This is a genomic window from Psychrobacillus sp. BL-248-WT-3 (assembly GCF_012843435.1).
GTDB lineage: Bacteria > Bacillota > Bacilli > Bacillales_A > Planococcaceae > Psychrobacillus.
Window position 1 is genome coordinate 54932 of record NZ_JABAFC010000001.1, and the last position, 26203, is coordinate 81134.

A 26203-nucleotide genomic window follows, 5' to 3' on the forward strand; every position below is an offset into this window, starting at 1 on the left:
TACCTCTTTAAGAAAAGAGGCTGATGCATGATCCCCAAGATTAAATCTAGTAAGCTTAAAAAGCTGATACTCCCTATTGGAGTATTAACTCTCCTAGTGTTTCTATTTCTTCAAAAGCAATTTTTTTCAGCTGTCCCCTCGGCTGAACCAATACAACCCTCCCTTTTAGACGATACAAACTTACAAGAAACTGTAGAAACAATAAACATTGAAGAAGATAACTCCATATTTATAGAAGTTAAAGGAGCTGTCCAAAATCCAGGAGTCTATGAACTCGAAAATGGTGATCGGGTGTTAACTGCTATAGAACTAGCGGGTGGGTATTTGCCTGAAGGTGATAGTAAAACAATTAATCATGCTCAAAAAGTAGAAGATGAGATGATAATTTATGTCCCTTTAGTTGGTGAAGAGGTTGTAACCCCTGCTAATTCCGCTACCAGTTCATCAAAAGATCAGCTGATCAACATTAATAAAGCAGATATACAAGGCTTGACCTCTTTACCAGGAATAGGTCCGGCAAAAGCTGAAGCCATTATTTCTTATAGAGAGGAAAATGGTGGTTTTAAATCTGTTCAGGATTTAATGGAGGTTACTGGAATCGGTCAAAAGACTTTTGAAAAGCTTGAAACTTATATCACTGTTAAATAATAGGCTTGATTGAAGTTTATCCATGAAAGATTTAAACTAAAAGAAGTATTATTTAGGGGGTATTTAATATGGAGAGAATTACATGGGATCAATTTTTCATGGCACAAAGCCACTTATTAGCACTAAGAAGCACATGTACGCGTTTAGCAGTTGGAGCTACCATTGTAAGAGATAGAAGAATCATGGCCGGAGGATATAATGGGTCCATATCGGGTGGGGAGCATTGTATCGATGATGGATGTTATGTAGTTGATAACCATTGTGTTAGAACGGTGCACGCTGAGATGAATGCACTTTTACAATGTGCAAAATATGGTATTACAGTCGGTGGAGCAGACTTATATGTGACCCATTTCCCATGCTTACCTTGTACGAAATCAATCATTCAAGCTGGTATTGCAAGATTGTACTATGCGCAAGACTATAAAAATAATTCCTATGCAATAGAATTACTGAACAAAGCAGGCGTAGAGACCATTCACGTGCCCTTTGACGAGCGTAAGATTGATTTCCTTAGTGACGAGAAGGTAACCCTTTATATGGAGCTTATAACGAAGCTAAGGGACAAGGGAGCAAGTGAGGAGGAACTTCTGCCTTATGAGAGGAAGGTGGCAGAATTATTCGGTTTGGAGGAATCCAAGGTAATGTAATATATGTAGCCTTGTCCATTTTACTTGCTACTCTAGCAGCATTTGAAACGACAAGGCTGCTAATCTTATTCGTGCTATTATTCTGTTGGTTTATTTATAGGCAAATTTCGATAATGTTAACTATTACTATTATTTCTTTAGGCTTCTTTACTTTTTTTTATGTAAATCATATAAATCCAGAAAAGGTCGAACATAAGGACGTAAAAACAATTACTTGGACGGATAACTATCGTATTAATGGGAGATTTATAAGAGGCTTTGCTACTTCAGATACAAACCAAAAGTGGTATGTTCAGCTAAAAATATTAAACGAAGACGATAAAGACTACTTTTCTAATAACTCTTTAACTGGTTTGGAGTTACAAGTTAAGGTGGAAAAAGCTATAGAAAGACCAACTTCTCATAAATATGCTTTTGACATAGAAAAGTATATAAAGAGTCATGGGGCTATTGGTCAAATAGCCGTTGAAGAATATAAAATGTTAACTTTGAAGACGGGATTTAGAACTTATATGGCTAAACAACGCTTCAAACTAAAGCAGCATATCCAACTTACTTTTCCAGCAAGCCTCCAAGCCGAAGCAGAAGCTTTACTAATAGGTAGCAGAGAAAGTATGCCTCTAGATCTTCAGGATGCATATCTGACCCTAGGTATCACTCACTTATTTGCAATCTCTGGTTTACATGTGGCATTAGTAGTGATGTTGCTCTATGAAGTAATGGTGCGTCTAGGCGTTAGAAGAGAAACCGCAAATTGGCTTCTAATTTTAGCATTACCGTTATACGGATTTATTGCAGGAGGAGCTCCCTCGGTATGGAGAGCTGTATCTGTAACAGAAATTTTGTTGATCAGTAGTCTTATAAATAATAAGTTAATCATATCAGATGCATTTTCTTTAAGTTTCATTTTATTTTTGTTTTCCTCTCCTTGGGTTGTTTATCAAACAGGCTTCCAATTATCCTACTTAGCTGCATTTTCACTAATATTTTCCTCAAGCTTGTTAAGATTAAGCATCAATCCTTTAGTTCAGTCCTTTCTTATTACAGCTATTTGTCAGCTGATGGTATACCCTCTCTTAATCTATCAATTTTATGAGATTTCTCTTTCTTCTTTTTTAGCCAACCTTTTGTTTGTTCCTCTATTTTCATTTGTTATACTACCAATTAATATTTTTGTGCTCCCATTGACATTTCTTTCTCCCGTAATCAGCAATATTATTTTTCGAATCTATGAGCCACTACGAATTTGGCTAGATGACTTCATCATTTTTTTAGGTGCATTGCCATTTCAAATGTGGAATCCTAGACAGCCTGAGCTATGGTTAGTCGTGACTGCTTATATAAGTATTTTTACTTTTTTCATTTTAGTAGAGAACAAATCTAAAATTTTTCTGTCACTCTGCATTCTTTTTGCACCAATCATTATACTCCATTTATCTCCCTATTTTGATACTAAAACTAGAATAACTTATTTAAACGTAGGTCAAGGGGACTCTATTCTTATCGAAATGCCGAAAAGAGAGAAGGTTATTTTAATTGATACTGGTGGTTTATTAAGATTTGATCAGGAAAAATGGATGGAAAGCGAAAATGTGTATGAGGTTGGTAGACAAGTCGTAGTCCCTTTTTTAAAAGGGAGAGGTATCAGTAAAATTGACGTGATGATTTTATCTCACGCAGATGCAGACCATATGGAGGGAGCAGAGGAAATTCTTCAAGAGATAAAAGTTGAGGAAGTACATATTACTCCAGGTTCTTATGAGGAAGATGCTATGAAAGACTTAAGAGAAGAAATTAATAAGCAAAGAATCTCAGTTTTTGAGAAAGGGGCGGGAGAAGTGATTGAGTCGTCCTATTATCAGCTTATTTATTTATATCCAAAGGATGTAAACTATGAAGGAAATGATGATTCTTTAGTGCTGTATATGAAAAATGCATATTTCAAGGGGTTGTTTATAGGAGATTTGGAGAGCAATGGAGAGCGAGTGTTAGCTACAGAGTATTCCAAGCAGATTGAGGGACAAACCATACTTAAGCTGGGCCACCATGGAAGTAAAACTTCTAGTACGCAGCTTTTTTTGGAGAAAGCTAATCCTAAATTTGCCATAGTATCGGCCGGGTTGAATAACCGTTATGGGCATCCGCACCCTGAAGTCGTAGAGCGTCTTAACAAATTGGACATACCGTATTTTCAAACAGGGAAGGATGGGTCTATTGAGGTTATAATAACGAAAAAAGGGGAAGTAACTATTTTTCCACATTAGAATAGAGAAAAGGGTCTTGTCTATAAATTAGACAAAACCCTTCTCATGTATTATCGAGCAAGAAACTCAATAACTACTGCAATTACAAACATAATTGTAAAAAATCCAAAGGAGACTACAAAGCCTACGCCAGAATCGATCGCGTCATTACGCTTCGACTGTACATTTTGCTCAAATTCATTCATTGTTACCCCTCCTATTTCCACATAATTATATAGGATAGCGAAAAAAAAATCTACACACAAACTTTTCTTTTTCGCTATAAATACATAATGTCACAAAGTTTTCACTTCAATTGCGTTATAATAAATATACTAATGATGAGCAAGGAGATTCAAAATGATTTCAGAAAAATGGATGCAAATCTCTAACGGTAAAATATCAAACGTCTATTTATTATATGGCACGGAAGCATATTTTATCGAAGAAACAATAAAAAAATTAAAGAATAAACTCGAAGAAGATGGAGAAGCAGAAGTCATTTACTTCGATTTAGAGGAAAAAAATATTGAACATGTCATCTACGAGGCAGACACACTTCCTTTTTTCTCTGAGAAAAAGTTAATAATCGCAAAAAATGCATTTTTCTTAAAAGCCTCGGAAAAAGGCAAAGAAAAAATTGTTCACGATACAGCTCTACTAGAAAGTTGGCTTAAAGATCCTTCTTCTACTGCCATTGTTGTGTTTGTAGCACCTTATGAAAAGCTGGATGAACGCAAAAAGATAACTAAAGCTATAAAGCAAACAGCAAATGTAATCGAAGCTGCGGGTCTACAAATTCATGACTTAAAAAGTTGGGTGTTGCATGAAGTTTCAAATGAAGGAAAAACGATTACAGATGAAGGTATTGAACGACTAATTGAAAGTGGGGGAACAAATTTAGTTCACCTAAGAACAGAAATCGCTAAAATTTCGACTTATATCGGAGAAGAGAATGAGATTGATGCAGATACCGTCAAATTTTTACTTGTCAGAACGCTAGAGGAGGACGTTTTCACTTTAGGGAACGCGTATTTATCAGGACGAAAAAGTGAGGCAATGGCGATTTATCATGACTTACTTAAGCGTAAGGAAGATCCTTTGAAGCTTAATGCCTTGATCGCTTCTCAAGTGCGATTAATGATTCAGGTGAGTCATCTTAAGAAAAAAGGCTATCATGCGCAACAAATCGCGTCTCAATTAAAAGTGCACCCTTACAGAGTTAAATTGCTATTTGACAATCCTTTGTTACATCAAGAGGAAAAGCTCTTAAATACATTGAATGACTTGGCTACAGTAGATTTGCAGTTAAAGTCATTGAATACAAATAGAGACCGTATTCTTGAACTATTTTTATTGAAATAATGGCATTGGATTGAAAGATTCTTATGAGTTTAATGGGGAGTATAAGAATAGAGAGCTTGGAAATAGTTCTCCAAGCTCTTTTTTCTATTTCTGAAACTTCTTAGAAAATATGATTTAATGAAAAAAAATAAAGACTGACCGAGTTTGACATCGGAACAGTCTTTTTTATTTACGCTTTTTTCATTAATTGAGCTTTCTTACGAGAAGCTGCGTTTTTATGAATTAAACCTTTAGAAGCTGCTTTTTCAACTTGTTGAATCGCAGTTTTAATAAGTTCTTTTGCGTTTTCATCGTTATTAAGTGCAGCAGTGTCAGCTTTTTTGACAGCAGTACGCATAGCTGATTTTGCCTTTGCATTTTGAGTGTTTAAAGTCTCATTTTTCTTAACACGTTTGATTGCAGATTTAATGTTTGGCATACCTTTCACCTCCTAGTAAGGTCTGAGATGATACATTTTGTTGGTAACTGAATTTATACAACAAGCATTATTTTAACAAACGAAAAAACAAATTGCAATATATAAATGCAAAGAATATTTACTTGACACTTTGAACAAACTATTTTGGAGGTGATAATTATGTGGGGAAGAACTGATTTAATCGATGAATCGGATGAAATGGTAAAGCACCGTTCGGAAAATCAAAAAGATACATTGGCAAAATCAAAAGGTATAAAATTTGAGGAATCAAGGAATGGAGCCGTATTGGTTACATCGATCGAAGTGGATGCAGAAGGGGAGAAACAAATAGGTAAAAAACAAGGGAAATATATTACCTTGACCGATCTGACCTTAAGTCCAGATGATGAAAAAAGTTTTGAGAATATTGCTAGGACCTTTATTGACCATCTCCGGGATATGCATAAAGAGATTACACTTACAGACCAATCCAAAATATTAATCATTGGTCTTGGAAATGCAACCATTACCCCGGATGCAATTGGTCCAAAAGCAATCGAGTATCTTCAAAATTCATCTTTGACTAATAATGAACGAATAAAGGTAGTCATGTATGCACCAGGTGTCACTGGCCAGACAGGCTTTGAAACAAGCGACTTTGTTAGTGCGATTAGTGAAGCATTTCAACCTGATTTAATTATAGTGATGGATGCCCTTGCTGCAAGGAATAGCGAGCGTTTATGTAAGACAATCCAAATAACTAATACAGGCATTCATCCAGGGTCAGGAGTAGGTAACCAGCGTAAGGAAATTTCTAAAGAGGTATATAATGTGCCGGTTACTGCAATTGGTATACCTATGGTGGTAGATGGACCTGTGTTATATGCAGACGCGGTTGAGCAGGTTATTCATCATGTGGCAGCACGTGTAGAGGAAAAAGGGAAGCCTTCCTCTGCCTTAGCCGTTACTCCTATGGTTTCTAATAAAACGAATATAGATAAAAAAGTCCTTGAGCCAATATTTGGTGAATGGGTTGGCTGGTCGACGGATGAAAAAAGAAAATTATTTGAGGAAGTATTTGTTGGAAAAAATCCATCCTTATTTGTTACGCCAAAGGAAACAGATTTATGGGTGGAACAGTACGCGTATATGCTTTCTACGGGGATTGAAACCTGGCTTGTAAGTAAATAGGTCGTTCTAAAAATTCTTCTCTTCTCATACGATTGTGTGAGGAGAGTGGAACCTATGACTAATACGTTAAAGAAGCTAACTACGATTTTATTACTCTTATTTTTGGCGCCTATTATTATTGCAACAGTCCAAACACCTCTAAGCATGGACGCAACAACTGAAAAAACAGTAGAAAAGAAAAAAGAGGATATCCCGGTTGTTTATGCGGCACAAATTGAAACACCGCCGGTAACTGAGACCGAAACCGAAACTGAAACGGAAACTGAATCAGATCCGGTAGCAGAGATTTTGCAACCGCCACGAAAAGCTTTCGTATACTTTACCCATTGGCAAGAAGCTTTTAAACCAATTTTAGCTGCCAGCGGAGAAAAAATTGAAATCTATCATCCAGAAAAAAATATTACTAATTTTCAAGAGCAAATTACTGCTCAGTTTGCTTTTCATAATGTAGAAACTGATTTTCTAACAAGCGATAATCCACATGGCACAAAAGATTATCACTCGGTTAGACCTCTAGTCCAGAAAGCCTTATCTCAAAACAATTATGATATTGTATTAGATATCCACCGAGACTCTGCAAAAGCAAAAGTGACAACGTTAAAATTTGGAGAAGAGAGCTATGCAAAAATCATGCTTGTTGTAGGTGGCGAGCATGCAAATTATAAATGGAATGAGCAACTAGCTAATAAACTATCGGAACAAATGAATACAATAGTCCCAGGTATCTCAAGAGGCGTTTTCTTGAAAACTGGAAAAGGTGTAGATGGAGTCTATAATCAAGACCTAAATAAGAACACCATACTTATTGAATTAGGTGGCATTGACAGTACAGAAGTCGAACTAAATAGGACAATTGCAATCTTAGCAAAAGCAGTTTCAAATGTTTTTGATCAACAAAATGCATCCTAACATTGATGTATCGCTTGTTCACTGCTATAATTCATAATAGTTTAATTAGGAGTGAACAAGCATGAATAATGAAGAGAGACTGGCACGACAGAAAAAGATACGAAATTTTTCTATAATCGCCCATATAGATCATGGGAAGTCAACGCTTGCTGACCGTATTTTAGAAAAAACAAAGACGTTAACATCTAGAGAAATGAAAGACCAATTGTTAGACTCTATGGATCTTGAAAGAGAACGTGGAATTACAATTAAATTAAATGCAGTTCAGCTAAAGTATTTGGCACAGGATGGAGAAGAATATATTTTCCATTTGATCGATACCCCTGGACATGTCGATTTTACTTATGAGGTGTCTAGAAGCTTAGCAGCCTGTGAAGGTGCTATTTTAGTTGTAGATGCTGCACAAGGAATTGAAGCACAAACGTTAGCTAACGTTTATCTTGCATTAGATAACGATTTAGAGATTTTACCAGTTATCAATAAAATTGATTTACCTGCAGCTGATCCAGAACGTGTAAAAAAAGAAGTGGAAGAAGTAATTGGTTTAGATGCTTCAGAAGCTGTTCATGCCTCAGCAAAAGCTGGTATTGGTATAGAAGAAATTTTAGAGCAAATCGTGGAAAAAGTCCCTGCGCCAACTGGTGATCCAGAAGCACCTTTAGAAGCATTGATTTTTGACTCATTATTTGATCCATACCGTGGTGTAATTGTTTATATTCGTATTATGCAAGGAACCGTAAAACCTGGAGACCGCATTAAAATGATGTCCTCGGGCAAAGAATTTGATGTTGTAGAAACAGGGGTCTTCACACCTAGAACTACTCAACGTGACGAATTGACTGTTGGAGATGTTGGTTTCTTAACAGCGTCTATGAAGGATGTTGGCGATTCGAGTGTTGGGGATACTATTACTTTGGCGAATAATCCAGCACAAGTGGCATTAGCGGGTTACCGTAAGATGAATCCAATGGTGTTCTGTGGATTGTACCCAATTGATAACTCTAAATATAATGACCTTCGAGACGCATTAGAAAAACTACAGCTAAATGACTCTGCACTAGAGTTTGAACCAGAATCTTCCCAAGCGCTAGGTTTTGGGTATCGCTGTGGCTTCCTTGGATTGCTCCATATGGAGATCATTCAAGAACGTATCGAGCGTGAATTTAAAATTGATCTTATAACGACAGCACCAAGTGTTATCTATAATGTAAAGCTGACTAGTGGAGAAACTTTAAAGGTTGATAATCCTTCTATGATGCCAGACGTTCAAAAGGTAGACGCAATAGAGGAGCCTTATGTTAAAGCCTCTATTATGGTTCCAGAGGATTATGTAGGATCTGTTATGGAGCTTTGCCAACGTAAGCGTGGTAACTTCATCACAATGGATTATTTATCTTCTGCTCGTGTAAATATTATCTATGAAATTCCACTATCCGAGATAGTCTATGATTTCTTTGATTCATTAAAATCCAGCACTAAAGGTTATGCTTCCTTTGACTACGAACTTATCGGTTACAAGGAATCTAAACTACAAAAAATGGATATTTTGTTGAACGGGGAAAAAGTAGATGCTTTAAGCTTTATCGTGCACAGAGATTTTGCATACGAGCGCGGGAAGCTGATTGTTGAGAAGCTGAAGGCACTAATTCCGAGACAGCAGTTTGAGGTACCAGTTCAAGCGGCAGTCGGACAAAAAATTATTGCACGATCTACGATTAAATCTATGGGTAAAAACGTTTTAGCTAAATGTTACGGGGGAGATATCTCACGTAAACGTAAACTTCTTGAAAAGCAAAAAGAAGGTAAAAAACGTATGAAACAAGTAGGTTCTGTAGAAGTACCTCAAGAAGCGTTTATGGCAGTCCTTAAGATGGATGAGCCGAATAAATAAGTAATACCAAGGTTTAACGTATATTAGTGATTTTGAATAACTAGCATTTGCCACCCTTCTGCCACCGAAATTAGGTTTGGGTGGCAAGTTATTTCAATCCCCATTTCAATCGCATACTTCTCTTACGCATTTCTATATCCAGTCCAATGTGAAATGGAATGTAAAAAGAGTTGTTATCGTAAAGTAAATTGTTATTCTCATTATTAATTCCATGGAGAGCATCTTTAAATCGCTCTCTGTGGTTTTTTTCGTTTATAACCCGGAGTTCTGACATATTGCACAGGGTTTTCGTATATTAGCTTATTAGGATATCCAGCGTGTATTATTGAGTTATTTAATGCCGTGTGGAAATAATACGGGTCTTACTTGCAAAACCTTCACTCTTTTATACCATTGAAAAATTTTGAAGAATATCAGGCTTTAAAGCTTTCAACATCTACTTTACAAAAGTAGGATTAATGTGCTTGTTGATGATCCCTTTATAATTCTCGTATGTAAGTTCACCATTACATATTGATCAAACCATAATCCTGTGCGGTCATTTCAGATAGCTCGAATATTGGATCCCAGTATATTCATTACTATGCATTTTAGAAAATTTTACTATTGATTAAATTTCAAACAGATTTGGAATAAATAACGCATTTTAAATAATCAATTGATGCTTGCAGAATGATTGTCTTTCATACTATTTGGCATAATAGATTGAAATTTGACGAGCTTTAAAAATAACCTAGAGACAACTTATGACATGTGTTAGACCATCTAAAAATATCTTGTAGGCTGCATCAGTGGCAACAACGACTGGGCGTCCCACCAGGTCGATACTAGGTCTCCCTATTGTCGAATAAAGGTTTTCAACCAATGGATAGATAATGGAAAAATCAATTGCCGCATCTAACTTACGAAAGGGTCTTGTGGTACCAACTGTTCAATAGTCAAGATTTCTAATTGTTCGCGTTCATTGGTTTGATTTTTCGTCATCATATCCATCACCTCATTCATTTTATAGGAGGCCCCGTTGATTGGAGCGAAGAACGGCGACTCCAGCGGGAACAGCGCGAGCTGAAGACCCTGGACTGAGCGCAGCGAGGGAAGCGGCTGAAGCCGTGCCCGCGGAAAGCGTCCGTTCGTAGCGGAAATCAACTCTTCCTCGCGTTACTTCTATATTTAAAAGAAAAAAGATTGTAGACATCTTAAAAGAGATGCTTTTTTCTGTGTCACAAAAGCAATTAGCACAATGGGTGAGAGTTCGATACTGGTATGAGCATGGAGAGTTTTCTAAGCTCTCCATGTTTTTTTATTTACTGAGAAGTTTCCTGAAATTCAATATTAACTAATTTACCTGTTTCCGTTGTATATTTAATATTTATAAAAACTCCAAATTCCTTATTGCCATCCTTCATCCACAATTTAAACCTTTCAATGGTTGAATCCTCTTTTGTTTCACTTCCTATATGCAAGTAGTCAATAATAGTCGCATTTGGATATTTAGTTTGTGTCTCCTTTACCGCTAACTTTCCCCATTTCGCGTATGCTGGAACTTGGTCTTGAGCATATGTGCTTGAATAAATATTCATGGTCACAGTGGTAGCAAACATACATATACCTATGGCTATAAACACTTTTTTAATCATCTTCATACCATCTCCTTTTCTTTAAGATGGTTATCTTGCTTAAAATCATTCCAACTTAATAAATAAATCGGAAAATCCAGTGTAACTTCAATAGTTTGAAGGAAGATGAATTATAAGCTATAATTTATGTAGGTAATTTTGGAAAACGGTATTCAAATTAGTGCAATATTTGATGCTTGATAAATAACTAGGAGAAGGAGGCACTATTTGCCTCCTTCTTCGTATTTATAAATGAACGTAGAAAGAAGGCTTATAATGGTACGCGGAGTATATATACACATCCCTTTTTGTCATCAAATATGTAATTATTGTGATTTTAATAAATTCTATTTTCATAATCAGCCAGTAGATGAGTATATTGAGTCTTTAGGGAAAGAAATGGCTCTTTGGAAAGACGATTTATCGAAAGGTCATATAGAAACCATTTTTCTTGGTGGAGGAACTCCTACTTCTTTATCACTTGAACAGTTAGATCGGTTGTTAACGCTTATCCAAGAGCATATCCCACTGGATCATGTAAAGGAGTTCTCATCAGAAGCTAATCCAGATGAGCTTACCCTGGAAAAAATGCAGCTTATGCGAAAATTTGGTGTGAATAGATTAAGCATGGGAGTGCAAACTTTCAATCAAGACTTGTTAAAAGTATTAGGCAGAACACATTCCAATGAACATGTATATAAAGTAATTGAATATGCGAAGGAAACAAATTTCCCCTCTATAAGCATTGATTTAATGTATGGGTTGCCAAATCAAACGATGGAGCAATGGAAGGAATCCCTCCAAGAGGCATTTAAACTGAAGATACCCCATATCTCAGCCTACTCGTTACTAGTTGAGCCTAAGACCATATTCTATAACCTTCTATCAAAAGGGAAATTATCATTACCTGGTGAGGATTTAGAAGCAGAAATGTATGGATTCTTAATGGATGAAATGAAAGCGAACGGATATCACCAATATGAGATTAGTAATTTTTCTCATGAGGGAAAAGCCTCCGAGCATAATCTTTTATATTGGAACAATGACGAATATGTAGGATTAGGGGCTGGTGCCCATGGCTATGTAAATGGAATACGATATTCTAATCATGGCCCTCTTAAAAAGTATATGCAACAGCTAGATTTAGGTGAAAAGCCTATTATGATGCAAAAAGAGGTTACTTATGAAGAAAAGATGGAAGAAGAGATGTTTTTAGGTCTTCGAAAAAACAGAGGCGTTTCTTTAACCGTCTTCGAACAAAAATACAGCAAGACTTTGCATGAGGTATACGGGAAAGAAATCGAAGAGTTAATTCATAAAGAGCTTGTGGCTTTAGAAGAAGACCACATTTTCCTTACAACTCGAGGACGTTTTGTAGGTAATGAAGTATTTCAATATTTCCTTAAATAATTTGGCGCATAATCGTTGACAGTTTTCTTTAGATTTGATAAGTTTTATATGAGTATTAGCACTCTCTACAGATGAGTGCTAACAGAGGTGATAATCATGCTAACTAACAGGCAATTATTAATATTGCAAGTAACGGTGGATGATTTTATTGATACCGCTCAGCCAGTTGGATCTCGTCAACTTTCGAAAAAGGAGGAAGTACCGTTTAGTCCTGCTACGATTCGAAACGAAATGGCAGATTTAGAAGATATGGGTTATTTAGAAAAGACTCACACCTCTTCTGGCCGTGTGCCATCAGAAAAAGGCTATCGTTACTATGTAGACAACTTACTAACTCCACAAATGGTTTCAAAAGAAGAGATTAAACAAATTCGTTCCGTTTTCGAGGAAAGAAAGGTTGAGACGGAGCAAATAATTCGTAAGTCAGCTAATATTTTGTCTGAACTAACGAGCTATACCTCTATTATGTTAGGCTTAGATGTGAGAAAGCATCGAGTCAAAAGATTTTCAATTGTTCCTCTTACAGACGATTCTGCAGTGGCTATAATCGTTACGGACAGTGGTCATGTTGAAAATCGAGTTTTTTCTATTCCTGAGGCCTTTACTGCTTCCGATATTGAAAAAATGGTCAATATCATAAACGAACATTTAGTTGGTGTATATTTACACGAGCTACAAATGAAGTTAGAAGCTGTCACTCAGTTCGTCTTACGTCAGAATAACGGTCGGTTAAATGACCTACTTGGTTCTCTAAACCAAGCGATGATAATTGAGCATGAGGATAAAGTGTACTATGGTGGAAAAATGCAATTGTTAAGCCAGCCTGAATTTAATGATGTGGAAAAAGCAAAAAGCATTATGTATTGGATGGAACACGTCAATGAATTCCCTGGACTTTTCCATTTGAACAAAAAAGGCATCAATATCAGTATTGGTTCTGAGAATAACCAATTTGGAATGAATAATTGCAGTATAATCACAGCTTCTTATGATATTGGAGATGAGCAAAGTGGTTCTATTGCCATCATAGGTCCCACGAGAATGGATTACAAACGTGTAGTATCTTTGTTGGATGTAATGAGTGGGGACTTATCTAGAGAGTTGTCTAGAATATTACGAGGTCAACACGATTAAAGGAGAGTTGCTGCTAAATGGAAAATCAAAAAGAAGAAGTAAAAGATGTATCGACTGAAGAAGAATCAGCAGAACAAGAGATGGTAACTGAAGAAGCGATCGAAACTAAAGAAGTAGATGTATCAGAAGAAGCTACTGAAGTAGAAGAAGTAGACGAACTAACGCTTTTGAAACAACAATTAGAAGAAGAACAAGATCGTACGGTAAGACTGCGTGCTGACTTTGAAAACTACAAACGTCGTGTTCAAAAGGATAAAGAAGCAGATTATAAATATCGTGCCCAATCTTTACTTAGCGATTTGTTACCTGTTTTAGACAACTTAGAACGAGCACTTGCTGTTGAAGCTACATCTGAAGAAGCGATTTCTTTAACTAAGGGTGTAGATATGGTTTATCGTTCTCTTGTAGCAGCTGTTGAAAAAGAAGGATTGGAATCAGTTGAGTCAGAGGGGAAACCTTTTGATCCAAATCTTCACCATGCAGTTATGCAGGAAAAAGACGAAAGCCAAGATTCAGGTATTGTTCTTCAAGAACTACAAAAAGGCTACAAATTGAAGGATCGAATTCTTAGACCAGCAATGGTAAAAGTAAACGAATAAAATATAAACTGATTTTTATTGGTGTCCATTAGGTTGCCAGTTATAATATAAATTGCATATAACAGTATTTATTAGGAGGAAAATTGTATGTCAAAAATTATCGGTATTGACTTAGGAACAACAAACTCATGTGTATCTGTACTAGAAGGCGGAGAGCCAAAAGTAATTCCAAATCCAGAAGGAAATCGTACGACTCCATCTGTAGTAGCTTTTAAAAATGGCGAAAAACAGGTCGGGGAAGTAGCTAAACGTCAATCTATTACAAACCCAAATACAATTTCTTCAGTTAAACGTTTAATGGGAACTAGTGAAAAAGTAAGTGCTGAAGGAAAAGACTATACTCCTCAAGAAGTATCAGCAATGATCCTTCAATATTTAAAAGGTTTCGCAGAAGAATACCTTGGAGAAAAGGTTACAAAAGCAGTAATCACTGTTCCTGCATATTTTAATGATGCAGAACGCCAAGCTACAAAAGATGCTGGACGTATTGCAGGTCTAGAAGTTGAGCGTATCATCAACGAACCTACTGCTGCAGCGCTAGCTTACGGCTTAGATAAAATGGATCACGATGAAAAAATTCTTGTTTATGATCTAGGTGGAGGTACATTTGACGTTTCTATTCTTGAACTTGGAGATGGCGTATTTGAAGTACTAGCTACAGCTGGGGACAACCGTCTTGGTGGGGATGACTTTGACCAAGTAGTTATGGATTTCCTAGTACAAGAGTTTAAAAAGGATAACGGTATTGATCTTTCTAAAGACAAAATGGCAGTGCAACGTTTGAAAGATGCTGCTGAAAAAGCTAAAAAAGATCTTTCGGGTGTTACTTCAACACAAATCTCATTACCATTTATCACTGCTGGTGAGGCAGGTCCACTTCACTTAGAAGTTACAATGACTCGTGCTAAATTCGATGATTTAACAGCTCATTTAGTAGAGCGTACAATGGTTCCAACTCGTCAAGCATTAAAAGATGCTGGATTATCTTCTTCACAAATTGATAAAGTTATCTTAGTTGGTGGATCTACACGTATTCCAGCTGTACAAGAAGCGATTAAAAAAGAAACAGGTAAAGAGCCACATAAAGGTGTTAACCCAGACGAAGTAGTAGCAATGGGAGCAGCAGTACAAGGTGGAGTATTAACTGGTGACGTAAAAGACGTAGTACTTTTAGACGTAACACCACTTTCTTTAGGTATTGAAACAATGGGCGGAGTATTTACAAAGTTAATTGAACGTAATACAACAATACCAACTTCTAAATCTCAAACTTTCTCAACAGCTGCTGATAACCAACCAGCAGTAGATATCCATGTATTACAAGGTGAGCGACCAATGGCAGCAGACAATAAAACGCTAGGTCGTTTCCAACTTGCGGATATTCCACCAGCACCTCGTGGAGTACCACAAATCGAAGTGACGTTTGATATCGACAAAAATGGTATCGTAAATGTTAAGGCGAAAGATCTTGGAACACAAAAAGAGCAAACAATTACAATTCAATCTAATTCATCTTTATCGGATGAAGAAATTGAACGTATGGTAAAAGAAGCAGAAGCAAATGCTGACGCGGATAAAGTACGCAAAGAAGAAGCAGAAGTTAAGAATGAAGCGGACCAATTAGTGTTTATGACTGAAAAAACACTAAAAGATTTGGAAGGCAAAGTTTCAGACGATGAGAAAAAATCTGCTGAAGATGCAAAAGAAGAGTTAAAAGCAGCTCTAGAAGCTGGAAATTTAGAAGATATTAAAGCGAAAAAAGATAAATTAAACGAAATCGTTCAACAGTTGACTATGAAGCTTTATGAACAAGCACAAGCGGATGCAGCGGCTAACGGACAACAAGAAGACGGGCCATCTGATGACGGTGTAGTCGATGCAGAGTTTGAAGAAGTAAAGGACGATAAAGACAAGTAATGTCAACAGGAAAAGTCAAAGACCGTTTTCGGCTTTGGCTTTTTCCATGTAATTAGTAGCATGGAGAAATACGCTATTTGTTTTGCTATTAGGAATTTATCCATGTTACAATTATCTTTATGTGTAAGTTAACAGAGCAGGAGAGTGAACTATGAGCAAACGTGATTATTACGAAGTCCTTGGAGTAGCCAAGGGAGCTTCTGGAGATGAGATAAAAAAGGCGTATCGCAAATTATCTAAACAGTATCACCCAGATATCAATAAGGATGCTAACGCTGAAGATAAATTTAAGGAAATTTCAGAAGCATATGAAGTATTAAGCGACGATCAAAAACGTGCACAATACGATCAATTCGGTCATGCAGGTCCTAACCAAGGTTTTGGTGGCGGGTTTAGTGGCGCGGATGGATTTGGATTTGAAGATATTTTCAGCTCGTTCTTTGGAGGAGGAGGTTCGCGTCGTCGTGACCCGAATGCTCCTAGAAAAGGAAATGACCTTCAGTACTCTATGACTATAGAATTTGAAGAAGCAGTATTTGGTATGGAAAAAGAGATTGAAGTAGCTAAAGAAGAAACTTGTGATACGTGTAATGGTACTGGAGCTAAAAAAGGCACACATCCAGAAAAATGTACACACTGTAACGGAAACGGCCAAGTTAATGTTACGCAAGATACTCCTTTCGGAAGAATTCAAACGAAACGAGCATGTAATTATTGCGAAGGAACTGGGAAAATTATCAATGATAAATGTTCAACGTGTCATGGTAATGGAACAGTTAATAAGCGCAAGAAGATTAAAATCACTATTCCAGCGGGTGTAGATGATGGTCAACAATTACGTGTTAGCGGTCAAGGTGAACCAGGTGTAAATGGTGGTCCAGCAGGAGATCTTTACGTTGTATTTAGAGTGAAAGCCGATCCAAGATTTGAACGTGATGGTGACGATATTTATTACGAATTACCTTTGACATTCGCACAAGCGGCACTTGGGGATGAAGTAGAGATTCCAACTGTCCAAGGAAAAGTAAAATTAAAAATCCCAGCGGGCACCCAGTCTTCTACGAAATTCCGTCTTAAAGGAAAAGGTGTAAAAAATGTGCATGGCTATGGCATGGGAGATCAGCATGTAATCGTAAAAGTAATCACGCCTAAGAAATTGACCGAAAAACAAAAACAATTATTACGTGAGTTTGCAGAAATCAGCGGTGATATACCGGAAGAGCAAGGTAGTACATTATTTGACAAAATCAAGAGAACGATAAAAGGCGAATAAGGAGTTGGAGCAAGTGAAATGGTCTGAGCTATCCATTCATACTACTAATGAGGCAGTGGAAGCAGTAAGCAATATTTTGCATGAAGCTGGTGCTAGTGGAGTAGTAATTGAGGATTCAGAAGAGTTGGCTAGAGATAGAGAAGATGTTTTTGGAGAGATCTACAGCTTAAATCCAGATGATTTTCCAGTAGACGGAGTGCGTATTAAAGCTTATTTGGCTGAAACAAGCTTTCTATTAGAAACGGTGGAAGAGATCAAACTTGCGATCAACAACTTACTAAATTTTAATATAGACCTTGGACATAATATTATTACCGTAACCGAAGTAGACGAAGAAGATTGGGCGACAGCTTGGAAAAAGTACTATCACCCAGTTAAAATCTCTAACAGATTTACAATTGTTCCTACTTGGGAAGAATATAATAGAGTGAACTCTGATGAATTAATTATAGAGTTAGATCCAGGTATGGCGTTTGGTACAGGGACACACCCTACTACCGTTATGTGCTTGCAGGCACTTGAAAAAACAGTGAAGCCTAACCTATCAGTTGTTGATGTAGGCACTGGTTCTGGTGTGTTATCTATTGGAGCAGCTAAACTAGGGGCAGCTACAGTTCACGCACTTGATTTAGATGAAGTTGCAGTAAGATCTGCACAAGAAAACATTGCGATCAATAGAGTGAGCGATATTGTAAAAGTTACTCATGGTAATCTATTAGACAATATTACAGAACAAGCAGATATAGTTGTTGCAAATATTTTAGCTGAAATCATTATGACATTTACCGATGATGCTTATACTATTGTTAAGTCTGGTGGGCAATTCATTACTTCTGGAATAATTTCGACAAAAAAAGATGATGTGAAAACTGCTCTTCAAAATTCTGGTTTTGAAATAGATGAAATAATGATGATGGAAGATTGGGTAACTATCATTTCAAGAAAGCCTGTTAAGTAAAGGAGTAGTTGTCTTGCAACGTTATTTTACAGAAAAACCGTTAGATGAGAATTCTACTATAAAAATTCTTGGAGACGATGCGCATCATATGATTCAAGTGATGCGCATGTCACCTGGTGATGAAGTGTATATAGTGGCCGCTAAAGAAACGTATATTATGACTATTCTTTCTGGAACTAGCAAAGAAGTCATTTTAGAAACAAAAGAACAAGTGTTAAAAACAAATGAAATGCCAATTAAGGTTTCTATTGCCTGTGGATTACCAAAGGGTGACAAACTAGAACTAATCACACAGAAGGCCACTGAACTTGGTATGCATTCCCTCTTTCCTTTTGAAGCAAAGCGCTCTATCGTGAAATGGGACAAGCAAAAAAACGAGAAAAAAATAGCAAGATTGCAAAAGATTGCAAAAGAAGCGGCGGAACAGTCCCATCGCTCATCTATTCCTCACATACATAGTCCTAAGAGCTTGAAAGACCTAATAGAAGTCTCTAAGCAATATGACGTTAAATTTGTTGCTGATGAAGAGGATGCAAAATTAACAGAGCGACAAAAGTTTGCTGACCAATTAAAAAAGGTGTATGATAAACAATCGATACTGATTGTTTTTGGTCCAGAAGGTGGACTTGATAGACATGAGGTTAAGCAACTTTTAGATAATGATTTTCAACCCATTGCACTTGGCCCTAGAATATTAAGAACTGAAACTGCGCCGTTATATGCGCTTGCTGCTATTTCCTATGAATATGAATGAAAGAGGTGTAAGGATATGTCATCCGTTGCATTCCATACATTAGGCTGTAAGGTAAACCATTATGAAACAGAGGCCATTTGGCAACTATTTAAAGAAAATGGTTATGAACGTACAGACTTCGAAAAAAAATCAGACGTTTATGTAATTAATACATGTACTGTAACAAATACTGGTGATAAAAAGAGTAGACAGGTTATACGAAGAGCTATTCGTCAAAACCCTGATGCTGTTATTTGTGTTACCGGCTGTTACGCACAAACCTCTCCTGCAGAAATAATGGCGATTCCTGGCGTGGATATTGTCGTTGGTACCCAAGAGCGTACAAAAATGCTTGGTTACATTGAACAATATAAAATGGAGCGTAAGCCTATTAATGCGGTAGGAAACATTATGAAAAATCGTGTATATGAAGAGCTAGATGTACCTGCTTTTACTGACCGTACACGTGCTTCTCTTAAAATACAAGAAGGATGTAACAATTTCTGTACTTTTTGTATCATTCCTTGGGCACGTGGCTTGATGAGATCCCGAGACCCACAAGAAGTAGTTAGACAAGCACAGCAGTTAGTTGATGCTGGTTATCTAGAAATCGTCTTGACTGGTATACATACTGGTGGATACGGAGAAGATTTAAAGGATTATAATCTTGCTCAATTATTAAGAGATATTGAAACAAATGTAAAGGGACTTAAACGTCTTCGAATTAGTTCAATAGAAGCTAGTCAGTTATCAGATGAAGTAATCGATGTTTTAAAGCAATCGAATATAGTTGTAAGACATTTACACATACCAATTCAGTCAGGCTCTGATACGGTACTAAAAAGAATGCGTAGAAAATATACAATGGAATTTTTTGCGAACCGATTAGATCGTTTAAGAGATGCACTTCCAGATTTGGCGATCACATCTGATGTAATCGTTGGATTCCCTGGAGAAACAGAAGAAGAATTTATGGAAACCTATAGCTTTATTCGCGATCAAAGATTTTCTGAACTACATGTTTTCCCTTACTCAAAACGTACAGGCACCCCTGCCGCTAGAATGGAAAATCAAGTGGATGAAGAAATTAAAAACGAACGAGTACACAGACTTATTAGTTTAAATGATCAGCTGGCTGTAGAATATGCCTCTCGCTTCGAGGGAGAGGTTCTTGAAATCATCCCAGAGGAAGTTATCATTTCAGAAGCGGGAGAAACCATGGTAGAAGGCTATACGGATAATTATTTAAAAGTTGCTATACCAGGCTCTGAGGAACTGATCGGAAAATTAGTAAGAGTAAAAATAACGCGAGCAGGCTATCCTCAAAATATTGGTCAATTTGTTCGTGTGTTAGAAGAAGTAAAAGAGCTAGTTTGACTTAGGTCACTAGCTTTTTTTGTTGGAAGAAACATAGTTGCTTGGCTTTTCTTATGTTTACTAGTAATATTAAGAGGTACGTACAACTAAGAAGGAGATTTTAAAATGACAAATAATATAGCAGCACTTATAGATCATACGTTATTAAAGCAAGATGCTACTAAAAATCAAATTGAAAAACTTTGTGGGGAAGCAAAACAACATGTATTTGCATCTGTTTGCGTTAATCCAACTTGGGTAAGCCTAAGTGCTTCTCTATTAAAAGACTCACCGGTTAAGGTATGTACAGTAATCGGATTCCCACTAGGGGCTAGCACAAGCGAAGTAAAAGCATTTGAAACTACGGATGCTATTGAAAAAGGTGCAGATGAAATAGACATGGTTTTAAACGTTGGAGCTTTAAAAGACGGCGATTTTGATTATGTTCAAAAGGATATTGAAGCAGTAGTACAAGCAGCTAAAGGAAAAGCTATTGTAAAAGTAATTTTAGAAACTTGTTTATTAACAAATGAGCAGATCGCTAAAGCTAGTGAATTATCCAAATTAGCTGGGGCAGATTTTGTCAAAACTTCTACTGGTTTTTCAACTGGAGGAGCAACTGTCGAAGCAGTTAAATTAATGCGCGAAACAGTAGGTCCTGAGCTAGGTGTTAAAGCTTCTGGAGGAGTTAGAAGTCTTGCTGATTTAGAAGCTATGGTTGAAGCAGGAGCTACTAGAATAGGTGCAAGTTCTGGTGTAGATATTGTAAATGGCTTAGAAAGTAAGTCAGATTATTAATTGGTGAATATTTAAAACCAAAGTATTGACCAAGTCTATAATATACGGTATAATTTTTTAGTACATAACACTTGGTTATGTACTGACGTGTGTTCGGAGGGAGGGAAAGAGAGATGTCAAAAACTGTCGTTCGCAAAAACGAATCGCTTGAAGATGCTCTTCGCCGCTTCAAACGTACTGTATCTAAAAGTGGTACAATTCAAGAGGTTAGAAAGCGCGAGTTTTATGAAAAACCAAGCGTGAAACGTAAAAAGAAATCAGAAGCTGCACGTAAACGTAAGTGGTAATTTAATCCCAACCATCCCTACGTTCAAAACACGTACTGTATGATTAACATTTACAATTATGTAAACCGAGAAAATTTATTTTCTCGGTTTATTTTAATTTATAGTTTGAAAGAGATTAGCTGTATGTAATATAGGGAGCACTGAAAAAATCCATAAACGAATGGAATTGAGCACTCGAACGATTATCGTTCAAGTGTTTTTTTTGCTTTTTTGCGTAAAAAAGGGATTTGTAATTATATATAGAATTTAAAGAAGATATAGGGCTATTGAATTCTTATGGCCGAAACTTCTGGAAGGGGTGACATATTGAAAATGAAAGAATTTCAAAAAAGCATACTAATGAGAGGCATTACTTCTTAACTAGGGTATTAACCTCTCAAGGTAATGGGAGGAAAAACTAGAGATGATGAATTTAGAAAACATGGTACACGTATTAGCTTCACATACCGTCGCTCAAAACCTCGTTGAATTGTGGGGAAATGATGAGGGATCATTAGAACTATGGCGCGCAAGTTCAAACTTTGTATATGCTTTTAAACAACATCAAAATCAATATTTTTTGCGATTTAGTTTTGAACAGAATCAAACTATGGATCAATTGAAAGCTGAGTTAGAGTATATGCAATATTTATACTTAAATGGTTTTCCATCTGTCGTACCAATTCGTTCAAAGAATGGAGAATTAATTGAAACACTAATGGCTCCTGAAGGAACGTATATGGCTGTTGTCTTTAGTAAAGCAAATGGGATTAACCTGGATTCGGATGATATTACTGAAATACAGATGGAGAAGTGGGGAGAATCACTTGGCTCACTACACTATTTGTCGAAAAAATTCGAGCCTGGATTTGTAAGAAGAAAAAGTTGGTTGGATACAGTGGAGCTCATGGAAGACGTGTTTCAAAGGCACCCTTCGGATCGTATTGCCCTAGAGGAGCTAAATAAAGTTACCTCATGGCTTCAATCGCTACCGAAGGATAATGAGACGTATGGAATTATACACTATGATTTCCAGCTGGATAATATCTTTTTTGAAGAGAATAAAAATAGTTTCAATGTAATCGACTTTGATGATGCAATGTACCATTGGTATGCGATTGATATTGTAACCGCCCTTGATGATTTTATTGGAGAGGAAAATCCTTCTTCAAAAGTATTAATGCGATCTTTTTTGAATGGTTATCGCTCTAAAATGAATCTAGAAAATGATATAGTGGCTCAATTTCCACGGTTTCAAAGATATGCGAATTTATATAAATTCTACAAGTTATCGATTTCACTAGATCATGAAGTCATCATGGATGCTCCGTCTTGGTATGATGGGTTAAGGGGAAAGTTAATGCGTGTGAAAGATGACTTAAGAATAACCTTTCAAAAACCATGGTAGATATAGTGTTGTAGGACAAATAAAGGTATGATTTAGTAGCAATCGAAAAACGATACTAGAAATTATGCCTAAGGGTTCGGTTGATGGAGAGAAAAACAAAAACGTAACTAACAACTTTATTAGTATATGAATTGCAACCAAATTAACAGTATAAAAAACAAGAAAAATGCCCAGGCTTTTATGCCTAGGCATTTTTTTCGTATCGTTCTATTATCTTGCACTAGGTATTAAGACTATACTCTTGGACCACTGTAATCCAGTCTTCAAATCAATTGGCATGAACATAAACAATTAAATTTATCTCATAATCAAAATATTTTTCTTAATAAAATGAAACTTTTAAGATTTTCATCCGTAAACAATAATATACATATAGATGAAGGGAGGTTTAAGTGTGAAATTATCGCGGCTGTTAATTTCTTTTTGTTTGCTGCTTGCCGCTTTTGCTATGTTGACTCCAGCTTTTTCTGCAGACTCCAAGCTAGTCTATAAAGTCCCCGTTTATAAGGAAGTAGAGAATGGTCTGTATGCTTTTTTAAAGCGCTCTATTAAGGAAGCGGAGGAAGCAGGAGCAGATGCCATCATCTTCGATATAAACACGCCAGGAGGGTTTGTAAATTCTGCAGAGAGTATCGTGAACCTGTTAGATTCTACCGATATTCGCAAAATAGCCTATATTAATTCAGAGGCATTATCGGCAGGGGCTTACTTAGCACTGCACACAGATGAAATTTATATGTCACCAAATGGTTCTATGGGAGCTGCAGCTGTCATTGACAATGCAGGAAATGCTGCAGATATGAAAGCAACAAGTGCTTGGAAGGCTAAAATGATAAATGCAGCGGAAAGAACCGGGAAAAAGCCTATTTATGCTCAGGCAATGGCTGATGAATCCGTAGATCTTCCTCAGTACCGAGCAGGAAAGGGAGAATTGTTAACGCTTTCAGCAAATGAGGCCATAGAAGTAGGTTATTCTGAGGGAACTGTTTCGACATTCGCTGAGTTACTAACTGCAAGCAATCTTGAAGGTGCAAAAGTAGTGGAAACAGAGCAAGCTTTTGTAGAAACTCTTGCGCGTATTGTTACAAATCCAGTAGTAGTGCCGATTTTATTATCTCTTGCAAGCTTAGGCTTGGTCCTAGAATTATATTCACCAGGTTTTGGTCTTCCTGGGACGGTAGGATTACTTTCATTAGGTCTTTTCTTTTACGGGCATCTTGTAGCCGGATTGGCAGGGTATGAATCCATTATTTTATTGGTTATAGGTATTATATTAATAATCGCTGAATTTTTTGTACCAGGAGGGATTATTGGTATAATAGGTTTAGCAGCTGTTTTATTTAGTATAATATTAGCAGGTGGTAATCTTTTTTACATGAGTGTTGCTGTTTTAATTGCAATAACAGTAGCTATATTAGGAATGGTGATTATTGTGAAATTCTTTGGTAAAAGAGTGAGATTGTTAAATAAAATGATTTTGACAGATGCTACTACTACTGAGCAAGGGTATGTTTCTAATCAAAATCGTTTAGATTTAGTTGGAAAAATAGCAGAGACGATGACCCAGCTTAGACCTTCAGGAACTATACGTATTGAGAATGAACGTATCGATGCGGTATCTGATGGTAGTTTTATCGGCAAAGATAAGAAAGTAGTAATTATCAAGGTGGAAGGCTCTCGAATTGTTGTTCGAGAAGCAAGAGAAGGGGAGGCAACACAATGATTTCTTCAGGCATGATTGGTACTATAGTTATTATTGTCATTGCATTCATTTTGTTATCGGTATTTTTAACATTTTTCCCGATAGCACTTTGGATTTCAGCATTGGCTGCAGGAGTTAAAATTAGTATTTTCACATTAGTAGGGATGAGGTTACGTCGAGTAATTCCGTCACGTATCGTAAACCCGCTTATTAAAGCACATAAGGCTGGATTAAATGTAACGATCAATCAATTAGAAAGCCATTACTTAGCAGGTGGTAACGTTGACCGAGTTGTTAATGCATTAATCGCTGCACATCGTGCAAACATCGAGTTGACGTTTGAACGTGCAGCTGCTATTGACTTAGCAGGTCGTGACGTATTAGAGGCAGTACAAATGTCTGTTAACCCTAAAGTTATTGAAACACCGTTTATCGCTGGTGTTGCAATGAATGGGATCGAAGTAAAAGCAAAAGCTCGTATTACAGTTCGTGCCAATATCGATCGTTTAGTCGGTGGTGCTGGTGAAGAAACAATCGTAGCCCGTGTTGGTGAAGGTATTGTAAGTACAATTGGTTCTAGTGTAAGTCATGAACGTGTATTAGAAAATCCAGATTTAATTTCACAAACAGTTTTATCTAAAGGATTAGACTCTGGTACTGCATTCGAAATTCTGTCGATTGATATTGCGGACGTTGATGTCGGTAAAAACATTGGGGCAGAGCTTCAAACGGAACAAGCTGAAGCAGACAAGAAAATTGCGCAAGCTAAAGCGGAAGAACGTCGTGCAATGGCTGTAGCATCTGAGCAAGAGATGAAAGCTAAAGTTGTAGAGATGCGTTCTAAAGTAGTGGAAGCTGAGGCAGAGGTTCCTCGCGCAATGGCTGAAGCACTTCGTGAAGGTAATATGGGAGTCATGGATTATATGAATTATAACAACATCAAAGCTGATACTGGCATGAGAGACTCAATCAGCAAGGTTGGAAATGACAAGCCTTCAACGGATGAGTTGAAAGACTAGTATTAGCTTAGAAAGGAGGACTTCTCCTTGGAAGGTTTAATAATACCATTAATAATTATTATCCTTAGTTCATTGTTTGGGAGAAAGAAGCCGGATGAAAAACCTGCACCCAAACCTGCTCCACGTAACATTCAAACTGCTCCACAGCAAAAACCTGTCGAACAAAATCCTTTTAAAAGCTTAGGGGATTTAGCGAAAGAGTTTCAGCAGGAGCAACAACAAGCTAGGCCTGAAAGAAAGCAAACACCTAGAAAGCAAGCTCCTAGACAAGTAGTGCAGGCAGAGGTACCTCCAGTAATACAAAAGGCTGGAAGAGAAGCGGGAAGAGACCAAGGCGTGCCAAGGTCAACTGGCCGTCTTTCTGTTCATCAAGTGATACCGACGAATGCAACTAAAAAATCGGTAGTTCATAACATAATGCCTGATACAAAAGAAGAGCTAATGCGTGCAATTGTCTTATCAGAGATATTAGCTCCGCCAAAATCTAAAAGATAACTCATGAACACCCCTTTACATGCATAAATTCATGTAAAGGGGTGTTTTTTATCAAACAATTATTTCCACTCCATGCGAGTATTATGATTGATAACTTTGATGACATTATATTAGATTATGAAATTTCTCTTCTTCGGTTAACAGATACGGAGTTAGTCTGTTCCTACAACCATTATCTTCTAGAAATAAAAGCAGACCGTTTGTCTATAAAGTCCATGTCGATGG

25 protein-coding genes and 1 pseudogene are annotated in these 26203 nt (G+C 36.9%); 21 read left to right on the top strand and 5 right to left on the bottom strand.

Annotation, left to right across the window (positions count from 1 at the left end; all coding sequences use genetic code 11):
* The first annotated feature begins 27 nt into the window (after positions 1–27).
* From HF876_RS00275 to HF876_RS00285, 3 genes are all read left to right on the top strand, one after another.
* On the top strand, positions 28–648 hold the full coding sequence (locus HF876_RS00275) for a helix-hairpin-helix domain-containing protein (RefSeq protein ID WP_169358042.1): 621 nt from the start codon (positions 28–30) through the stop codon (positions 646–648).
* A 68-nt stretch (positions 649–716) separates the two neighbouring features.
* A complete protein-coding gene (locus HF876_RS00280; RefSeq protein WP_169358043.1) occupies positions 717–1298 on the top strand; it encodes a ComE operon protein 2 in 582 nt (193 codons plus the stop codon).
* A gap of 113 nt (positions 1299–1411) precedes the next feature.
* On the top strand, positions 1412–3562 hold the full coding sequence (locus HF876_RS00285; protein ID WP_169358044.1) for a DNA internalization-related competence protein ComEC/Rec2: 2151 nt from the start codon (positions 1412–1414) through the stop codon (positions 3560–3562).
* A 50-nt stretch (positions 3563–3612) separates the two neighbouring features.
* On the opposite strand, the gene HF876_RS00290 is transcribed toward HF876_RS00285, so the two are convergent.
* Entirely contained in the window at positions 3613–3747 is a 135-nt protein-coding gene (locus HF876_RS00290; protein ID WP_169358045.1) for a YqzM family protein, read from the bottom strand.
* Between the two features lie 154 nt (positions 3748–3901).
* Between HF876_RS00290 and holA the strand changes: the two genes are divergently transcribed.
* Positions 3902–4906 (top strand): DNA polymerase III subunit delta, encoded by a 1005-nt coding sequence (gene holA, locus HF876_RS00295; protein WP_169358046.1) that lies wholly within the window; start codon positions 3902–3904, stop codon positions 4904–4906.
* A gap of 169 nt (positions 4907–5075) precedes the next feature.
* Here the strand turns inward: holA and rpsT are convergent, their stop codons facing one another.
* A complete protein-coding gene (rpsT, locus tag HF876_RS00300; RefSeq protein ID WP_169358047.1) occupies positions 5076–5324 on the bottom strand; it encodes a 30S ribosomal protein S20 in 249 nt (82 codons plus the stop codon).
* A 159-nt stretch (positions 5325–5483) separates the two neighbouring features.
* Here rpsT and gpr point away from each other — a divergent pair, with 159 nt between their 5' ends.
* The 3 genes from gpr (at position 5484) to lepA (ending at position 9294) form a co-directional block, all read left to right on the top strand.
* Complete coding sequence (gpr, locus tag HF876_RS00305; RefSeq protein WP_169358048.1) at positions 5484–6494, top strand: GPR endopeptidase; 1011 nt, start codon at positions 5484–5486, stop codon at positions 6492–6494.
* A gap of 54 nt (positions 6495–6548) precedes the next feature.
* A complete protein-coding gene (gene spoIIP / locus HF876_RS00310; RefSeq protein ID WP_169358049.1) occupies positions 6549–7403 on the top strand; it encodes a stage II sporulation protein P in 855 nt (284 codons plus the stop codon).
* A gap of 61 nt (positions 7404–7464) precedes the next feature.
* Complete coding sequence (lepA, locus tag HF876_RS00315; protein WP_169358050.1) at positions 7465–9294, top strand: translation elongation factor 4; 1830 nt, start codon at positions 7465–7467, stop codon at positions 9292–9294.
* Positions 9295–9730: 436 nt separating this feature from the next.
* On the opposite strand, the gene HF876_RS19340 is transcribed toward lepA, so the two are convergent.
* The 3 genes and pseudogenes from HF876_RS19340 to HF876_RS00330 form a co-directional block, all read right to left on the bottom strand.
* Positions 9731–9808, bottom strand: a complete 78-nt coding sequence (locus HF876_RS19340; protein WP_169358309.1) for a tyrosine-type recombinase/integrase — start codon at positions 9806–9808, stop codon at positions 9731–9733.
* Positions 9809–10108: 300 nt separating this feature from the next.
* Positions 10109–10281, bottom strand: a pseudogene (locus HF876_RS00325) (transposase); the annotation flags it as partial.
* A 317-nt stretch (positions 10282–10598) separates the two neighbouring features.
* Entirely contained in the window at positions 10599–10931 is a 333-nt protein-coding gene (locus HF876_RS00330) for a DUF3889 domain-containing protein (RefSeq protein ID WP_240949543.1), read from the bottom strand.
* 255 nt (positions 10932–11186) lie between these two features.
* On the opposite strand from HF876_RS00330, the gene hemW reads away from it, so the two are divergent.
* The 14 genes from hemW (at position 11187) to HF876_RS00400 (ending at position 25978) form a co-directional block, all read left to right on the top strand.
* Positions 11187–12320 (top strand): radical SAM family heme chaperone HemW, encoded by a 1134-nt coding sequence (gene hemW, locus HF876_RS00335; RefSeq protein WP_169358052.1) that lies wholly within the window; start codon positions 11187–11189, stop codon positions 12318–12320.
* A gap of 96 nt (positions 12321–12416) precedes the next feature.
* On the top strand, positions 12417–13454 hold the full coding sequence (gene hrcA, locus HF876_RS00340; RefSeq protein ID WP_169358053.1) for a heat-inducible transcriptional repressor HrcA: 1038 nt from the start codon (positions 12417–12419) through the stop codon (positions 13452–13454).
* Positions 13455–13471: 17 nt separating this feature from the next.
* Positions 13472–14053 (top strand): nucleotide exchange factor GrpE, encoded by a 582-nt coding sequence (grpE, locus tag HF876_RS00345; RefSeq protein ID WP_169358054.1) that lies wholly within the window; start codon positions 13472–13474, stop codon positions 14051–14053.
* An 87-nt stretch (positions 14054–14140) separates the two neighbouring features.
* Positions 14141–15970: a molecular chaperone DnaK gene (gene dnaK, locus HF876_RS00350; protein WP_169358055.1), complete on the top strand. Its 1830-nt coding sequence runs from the start codon at positions 14141–14143 to the stop codon at positions 15968–15970.
* A gap of 151 nt (positions 15971–16121) precedes the next feature.
* On the top strand, positions 16122–17243 hold the full coding sequence (gene dnaJ, locus HF876_RS00355; RefSeq protein WP_169358056.1) for a molecular chaperone DnaJ: 1122 nt from the start codon (positions 16122–16124) through the stop codon (positions 17241–17243).
* Between the two features lie 13 nt (positions 17244–17256).
* Positions 17257–18201: a 50S ribosomal protein L11 methyltransferase gene (gene prmA / locus HF876_RS00360; RefSeq protein WP_169358057.1), complete on the top strand. Its 945-nt coding sequence runs from the start codon at positions 17257–17259 to the stop codon at positions 18199–18201.
* 13 nt (positions 18202–18214) lie between these two features.
* Positions 18215–18955: a 16S rRNA (uracil(1498)-N(3))-methyltransferase gene (locus tag HF876_RS00365; RefSeq protein WP_169358058.1), complete on the top strand. Its 741-nt coding sequence runs from the start codon at positions 18215–18217 to the stop codon at positions 18953–18955.
* Positions 18956–18970: 15 nt separating this feature from the next.
* Complete coding sequence (gene mtaB, locus HF876_RS00370; RefSeq protein WP_169358059.1) at positions 18971–20311, top strand: tRNA (N(6)-L-threonylcarbamoyladenosine(37)-C(2))-methylthiotransferase MtaB; 1341 nt, start codon at positions 18971–18973, stop codon at positions 20309–20311.
* Between the two features lie 105 nt (positions 20312–20416).
* Positions 20417–21088, top strand: coding sequence for a deoxyribose-phosphate aldolase (gene deoC, locus HF876_RS00375; RefSeq protein WP_169358060.1), 672 nt, complete (start codon positions 20417–20419; stop codon positions 21086–21088).
* Positions 21089–21201: 113 nt separating this feature from the next.
* A complete protein-coding gene (gene rpsU, locus HF876_RS00380; RefSeq protein WP_004227078.1) occupies positions 21202–21375 on the top strand; it encodes a 30S ribosomal protein S21 in 174 nt (57 codons plus the stop codon).
* A 403-nt stretch (positions 21376–21778) separates the two neighbouring features.
* On the top strand, positions 21779–22762 hold the full coding sequence (locus HF876_RS00385; protein ID WP_169358061.1) for a phosphotransferase enzyme family protein: 984 nt from the start codon (positions 21779–21781) through the stop codon (positions 22760–22762).
* Positions 22763–23156: 394 nt separating this feature from the next.
* A complete protein-coding gene (locus HF876_RS00390; RefSeq protein WP_251555582.1) occupies positions 23157–24485 on the top strand; it encodes an NfeD family protein in 1329 nt (442 codons plus the stop codon).
* Positions 24486–24496: 11 nt separating this feature from the next.
* Positions 24497–25483, top strand: coding sequence for a flotillin-like protein FloA (gene floA, locus HF876_RS00395; RefSeq protein ID WP_169358310.1), 987 nt, complete (start codon positions 24497–24499; stop codon positions 25481–25483).
* A gap of 27 nt (positions 25484–25510) precedes the next feature.
* Positions 25511–25978 (top strand): hypothetical protein, encoded by a 468-nt coding sequence (locus HF876_RS00400; RefSeq protein WP_169358063.1) that lies wholly within the window; start codon positions 25511–25513, stop codon positions 25976–25978.
* Positions 25979–26203 lie beyond the last annotated feature (225 nt).

Bases quoted from the DNA above. Each gene is read 5' to 3' on its own strand.
- HF876_RS00275 (WP_169358042.1), top strand. From the start codon at position 28: ATGATCCCCAAGATTAAATCTAGTAAGCTTAAAAAGCTGATACTCCCT.
- HF876_RS00280 (WP_169358043.1), top strand. From the start codon at position 717: ATGGAGAGAATTACATGGGATCAATTTTTCATGGCACAAAGCCACTTA.
- HF876_RS00285 (WP_169358044.1), top strand. From the start codon at position 1,412: ATGTTAACTATTACTATTATTTCTTTAGGCTTCTTTACTTTTTTTTAT.
- HF876_RS00290 (WP_169358045.1), bottom strand. From the start codon at position 3,747: ATGAATGAATTTGAGCAAAATGTACAGTCGAAGCGTAATGACGCGATC.
- holA (WP_169358046.1), top strand. From the start codon at position 3,902: ATGATTTCAGAAAAATGGATGCAAATCTCTAACGGTAAAATATCAAAC.
- rpsT (WP_169358047.1), bottom strand. From the start codon at position 5,324: ATGCCAAACATTAAATCTGCAATCAAACGTGTTAAGAAAAATGAGACT.
- gpr (WP_169358048.1), top strand. From the start codon at position 5,484: ATGTGGGGAAGAACTGATTTAATCGATGAATCGGATGAAATGGTAAAG.
- spoIIP (WP_169358049.1), top strand. From the start codon at position 6,549: ATGACTAATACGTTAAAGAAGCTAACTACGATTTTATTACTCTTATTT.
- lepA (WP_169358050.1), top strand. From the start codon at position 7,465: ATGAATAATGAAGAGAGACTGGCACGACAGAAAAAGATACGAAATTTT.
- HF876_RS00330 (WP_240949543.1), bottom strand. From the start codon at position 10,931: ATGATTAAAAAAGTGTTTATAGCCATAGGTATATGTATGTTTGCTACC.
- hemW (WP_169358052.1), top strand. From the start codon at position 11,187: ATGGTACGCGGAGTATATATACACATCCCTTTTTGTCATCAAATATGT.
- hrcA (WP_169358053.1), top strand. From the start codon at position 12,417: ATGCTAACTAACAGGCAATTATTAATATTGCAAGTAACGGTGGATGAT.
- grpE (WP_169358054.1), top strand. From the start codon at position 13,472: ATGGAAAATCAAAAAGAAGAAGTAAAAGATGTATCGACTGAAGAAGAA.
- dnaK (WP_169358055.1), top strand. From the start codon at position 14,141: ATGTCAAAAATTATCGGTATTGACTTAGGAACAACAAACTCATGTGTA.
- dnaJ (WP_169358056.1), top strand. From the start codon at position 16,122: ATGAGCAAACGTGATTATTACGAAGTCCTTGGAGTAGCCAAGGGAGCT.
- mtaB (WP_169358059.1), top strand. From the start codon at position 18,971: ATGTCATCCGTTGCATTCCATACATTAGGCTGTAAGGTAAACCATTAT.
- deoC (WP_169358060.1), top strand. From the start codon at position 20,417: ATGACAAATAATATAGCAGCACTTATAGATCATACGTTATTAAAGCAA.
- rpsU (WP_004227078.1), top strand. From the start codon at position 21,202: ATGTCAAAAACTGTCGTTCGCAAAAACGAATCGCTTGAAGATGCTCTT.
- HF876_RS00385 (WP_169358061.1), top strand. From the start codon at position 21,779: ATGATGAATTTAGAAAACATGGTACACGTATTAGCTTCACATACCGTC.
- floA (WP_169358310.1), top strand. From the start codon at position 24,497: ATGATTGGTACTATAGTTATTATTGTCATTGCATTCATTTTGTTATCG.